2 protein-coding genes are annotated in these 5,462 nt (G+C 38.2%); both read right to left on the bottom strand.

From position 1 onward, the window contains the following. On the bottom strand, positions 1–2,382 hold a 2,382-nt coding region (locus tag QZ620_RS13365; RefSeq protein WP_295182566.1), incomplete at its 3' end, for a SusC/RagA family TonB-linked outer membrane protein. A gap of 240 nt (positions 2,383–2,622) precedes the next feature. Next, on the bottom strand, positions 2,623–5,462 hold a 2,840-nt coding region (locus QZ620_RS13360), incomplete at its 5' end, for a triple tyrosine motif-containing protein (RefSeq protein WP_366935478.1).

Genomic DNA, 5,462 nt, shown 5'->3' with positions numbered 1-5,462 from the left:
ATATCCAATAGGTTTTCCTGGCTCCATTCTGGATGGTGGTTCCTGTCCTATTCCAAAAACTCCTCCGGGAATGAATCCACTTTCACTATTTACGTAAAGCACTTCATTTCTAAGAGCTGTAAGGTTATAGTTTACATTGAACTTAAAATTATCGTTTACAACCTGATTGTATCCAATAGAGAATTCAAGTCCTTCGTTTTCGACTCCACCACCATTTACAAATGGAGCAGAAGATCCTGGAGCAGCAACTCCTAAGATTCCTGATACCTGCGGAATCACAAGAAGATCTTCGGTTTTCTTTTTAAAGTAGTCAATAGTAACATCAACACTGGAATTAAAGAACCTGGCATCAAGTCCAATATCGAGTGTTTTCTGCTTTTCCCATTTAATTTCAGGGTTTCCTAGGGCACCACTTGCTTTTCCGAAGATAATTTCATCATCAAATACATAAGCACCTTCACCATTCAGTAGAGAGGCATATCTAAAAGCAGGAATTCTATCGTTTCCAATGATCCCGTAACTACCTCTTAACTTTAAGAAGTTTAAAGCGCCGTTGTCATTTATAAAATCTTCATCTGAAATTACCCAACCTACAGAAGCAGAAGGGAACCATCCAAATTTGTTTTCAGGACCAAAAGCGGTTGAGCCATCACGTCTTATCAAACCAGAAAATAGATATTTTCCCTGATAGTCATATTGTACTCGTGTGAAGTAAGACAATAAACGGGTATCGAAAGTATCTCCACCATTCTGATAGTTATCTACAACTTCCGCAGCATTTGAAACTCTCGCTGAGCCATATTCATTAGATGGAAGTTCAAATCCTGTTAAAGAAGCAAGATCTCCGGTAGTTTTAAAAACCGACATACCCAATAACCACTTAAGATTATGATCACCAAAGCTGTCATTATAGGTTAAAAAGTTATCCCAGGTATAATCTCTGTAGATCTCAAAGTTCTCGGTAACATTGTTACGGTCTACGTTGAAAACCTTTCCAGATCCGTAGAAAACCTCTGGAGAGAAATATCTTCCATCAACTTCAGAATAGTTAAACTGGAATTGAGTCTTCGCGGTTAACTTATCCCATATAGTATATTCAAGTCCACCAACACCACTAATTTTGTCTACTCGTGTATCATTGAAAGCATCGTTGATCTGAGCTAGCGGATTGATCACTTCATTTCCTAGCCCTTCAGCAAGAGAGAAATTTCCATCTGCATTACGTACAGGGATGTTTGGATTCATGTTCACCGCATTAAAAAGTACAGACCCAAGGGCATTTTCAGCTAAAGTCTTACGGTTACTATTGGTATAAATCCCTGATAAGTTAAGTTTCAGGTTATCTATAATTTCCAGATTATAGTTTACACGTCCTGTAAAACGATCGTAATTGGATTTACTTCCACCAACAATACCATCCTGGTTGAAATAGGAAGCTCCAAAGGAATACTTTGATCGATCTCCACCACCAGAAATATTCAGGTTCATATCAGACATTGGTGCTGTTGTAAACACCTCATCCTGATAATCTGTTCCTTCTCCAAGGTTTCTATAATTTGGGTAAGGAGGATTCTGACCATCTGCTGCGTAAGCTTCGTTAACGATCACTGCATATTCGGTAGCATTTAATGCAGGTAATCTTCGAGTAGTTTGCTGAACACCTGTATAAGCATCAAATTCTACCTGAAGATCTGCATTGTAAGAACCTGTTTTAGTAGTAATAAGAATTACCCCGTTGGCAGCTCTAACCCCGTAGATACCAGCAGTTGCATCTTTCAATACATTGATGCTTTCTATATCGTTAGGGTTAATAACACTAAGATCTTCGATCACGTTACCATCCACAAGAATTAGAGGTCGGTTATCACCATTGGTACTTATACCTCTAATATTAATAGTGGAAGCACTTCCCGGAGAACCTGAAGTAGATGTGATGTTCACCCCTGCTACTCGACCCTGTAAGGCCTGTTCCACTCGTGCCGGGTTCAAATCCTCTATGGTTTCTGAACCTACTACGCTTACCGCACCAGTTATTTCCTTTCTTGACTGAGTACCATACCCAATCACTACTACTTCATTTAATGCTTCTGAATCTGTTTGAAGCGTTACATTGATCGTTTGTTGATCATTTACTGTGATTTCCTGGGTTTGAAAACCTAAATAACTGAACTGAAGTACATCTCCAGAGGAGATATTCTGTACCGTATAATTTCCGTCAAAATCTGTAGTAGTACCTCTTGACTCATTTTTTACGATGACATTTACTCCAAGTAAAGGCATTTTGTTCTCATCGATGATAGTTCCGCTAACCGAAAACGATTGCGCGTAAGCACCGAAAAACCCGCTTAGAAATACAATCAAAAGACAGGTAAATTTCCTCATGTGTTTTAAAATTAAATTTGCTTTTACAATATATTAACATGAAGTGCGTAGATAGGATTTTCAACCTTTACAAAATATCTACAATTATAGTTTTATCAATTTTTAGCGGCTCGAATTATAGAAATCGCAATAAGGACAGGCATTAGATGCCTTATTAAAACAAATTGCCTAATGTGTTAAACTTTAGTAATTTAGCAGAATGTAGAGGTGATGTAGAGTTATTTTCTACAGTTGTAAAGGTTATAGAGAGAGAATGTACTCGGTTAAATTCGTTTCGCGGTCAAGATTCATCTTTTTACGCAAACGATATCGTTTAATTTCTACGCTTTTCACCGAAATATTTAGCAGAGGAGCGATTTCTTTAGAGCTAAGATTCAGTCTTAAATAAGCACATAGTTTTAAATCGTTGGAAGTAAGTTCCGGATGTTTAGATTTGATCTTTTTAAAGAAATCTTTATCGGCATTGCTGAATGCTTTCTTAAAGAATTTCCAGTTGTCTTCTTCACTAATATCCTTATCGATAGTTTGTATCACCGAATTCACCTTTCCGGTTTTTTCGTATTCCTTTAGTTGATCCTTGATCTTGGTTAGAAACTCATTCTTTTTGATAAGGCTCATGGTCGTTACCGCCAGTTCCCGGTTTTTACTTGCCATATCCTGTTCCAGTTTCTCATTTTTTAATTTAATGATCTCTTTTTCGGCTTCCAGGTTCTTCAATTTAAGCGCTCGTTCATTTTCTGCCAGGTATTTGCGATGATGCCTCCTATTCATTAAATGAACTGCATACAGGATGAGCAGAAAGATCAGAACATATAATATGATGGCGGTAGTACTTAAATAAAACGGTCTCTCTACATTAAATGGTACACTTACAGGTTCAGTTTCGGCATTACCAACCCGGGCTTTAACCTCAAAAATATAATCTCCAAAATTCAGATTCTCGTATGATACCTCATGTTCTTCAGTCCATGCACTCCAGTTTGAAGATAGACCAACGAGACGGTAACTATATTTAGTGTTGGTGTATTTCTTAAAAACCGGCGCGCTAAACTCAAATTTCAGGTTATTACGCTGGAATGGAAGCTCTATCTCTTCCGAAGAATTTAAAGAAACTCCAAGTGAATCTATGGAGCTTGCAGTTATTCTATCTATGCTGATCTCGAAATCCGCAAAATTTAAGTCTGTAGCTGAATCATTAAAACTTACATAACCGTTAGCAACTCCAAGTAGATACCTGTCATTATTTAATCTAGTGATATTCTCATATCCTACCGCGATATTTCTGTAATCCTGATCAATAAAAATATATTCGAGCTGATAATCCTTACCAACTCCTTCAGGCTCAATGGAAAAAATCCCTTCTTCGGAAAAACCCCAAAGAACATCATCTTCCTCGACGATCATTCTACCGGAAACCCTCTCCACATCGCTTACTAAAAGATTTAACGAATTATCTGGATCGAATCGATTTTCAACCTGATCAAATTTGTAGATATTGGTCAGGCTACTATAATATAGACTATCATTAAACTGAAATACTCCGGAAGTTATTCCAGATTCCTCGTCAAATTTGTAGTTGGAGGTCTTAGAAGCAGAGCTCAGAGTATCGTTGAGCTGAAGATTAAAAACTCCCTTATGCTCGTTACCTATCCAGATACTGAGGTCCTTTGCAACCACAATACTTTTGGAGGAATGTGGAAAGTTATTCAGCATAGGCAGATCTTCAAACCCTGAATACTCTTTCCGTAGAAAACTGATTCCATTATAATGTCCCTGTATATAGAGGTCCTCCTTATACTTCTTAACGATCCAGGTTCCTAGCCGCTCGCTGATCTTATTTGCAGTGGCGCCTTCAACCAGGAACGTCCCACTATTATGACCACAAAACAGGTTACCGTCGATCTCATCCAGAAACCAGACCTGTCCATTAGTTCCCGGTATCAGCTGAAATTCTTCGGAATCATCCTTTTTAACATACAGTCCCTGGTTTGTGCCCAGGTATAACAAATCGTCTTTTTTATATGAATCGTAGACTGAGCCAATTTTACCCCTGTTATCCTGAAAAGATCTAAATGTAGACCCAAGGTCAATGACGCTAATTCCGTAATCTAGTCCTGTCCATACATTCCCAGACTGATCTAGGTGCAGATCGAGGGTTGTGTTATTTTGCAAAATATTATTCTGATCGAATCTACCAATTATCTTACCATCCCGATCGATTTCAAGCACACCACTTCCTACCGTTCCCAAGACTAAATTTCCATTACTCAGATCCAGTGCGTCAAGTGCATTTGGTTTTCCTATGCTTTCACTAAGCTGTATATTAAACTGCTCAAGCTCACCCGCTCGAATTTTATAAAATTCAGAATTCCCGGTAATAATAGACAGACCATCATCAGCCAGATCGTATAAATGCATGATCGCAATATCTCCTAATTGCTCCCCGGTAATGATCTGCCTGGGCTGACCTTTTTCAAATTTATACAATCCATCACCAGCCAGCTGAAAATAAAGTTCATCTTCAAAATTGAAAATATTGGAAACAGGTTTCCCTGTTGGATTTGCCATTTTCGTAACCTCATCACGTTCCAGATCGTATAGATATATGCCTGCAAAACTTCTAAAAACAACCTGCCCATCTATATATTCAATATCCCAGAATTGTTCGCCATCATTAAGATCAGGGAACTTTGAGATAAGACTTTGAAAAACCAGCTCTCCATTATTTCTTGGAGTCCAATATCCCGCTTCCATGTAAGCTCCCGTGAAGATTTTTTCTTTTACAACTTTTACAGATCTAACTATAGATTTATTGGGTACCGGGTATAATCTCCAACGCTCGCCATTATATTCAAGCAAACCTGTGCTATTTGCGAAATACAGGTTCTTGTTATCAGCCTGGGAAATCATCCAGTTCTGATTGCCTGCGGAATAGTCATTGGGGCTGAAATTGGTAACCGGAGGGAGTTCCTGCGCATATGTTTGCAGATCACATACTAAAAGTCCGCTAAGAATAAGCATGAACAGCATTCTTGAATGCTGGATCTCAAAAACATTAAACTTAAACTGAATCCTGAACA

The organism is uncultured Christiangramia sp. (genome assembly GCF_913046405.1).
Lineage (GTDB): Bacteria > Bacteroidota > Bacteroidia > Flavobacteriales > Flavobacteriaceae > Christiangramia > Christiangramia marina.
The sequence above is the reverse complement of the archived record's forward strand: the minus strand, read 5'-3'. Positions and strand labels throughout refer to the sequence as shown.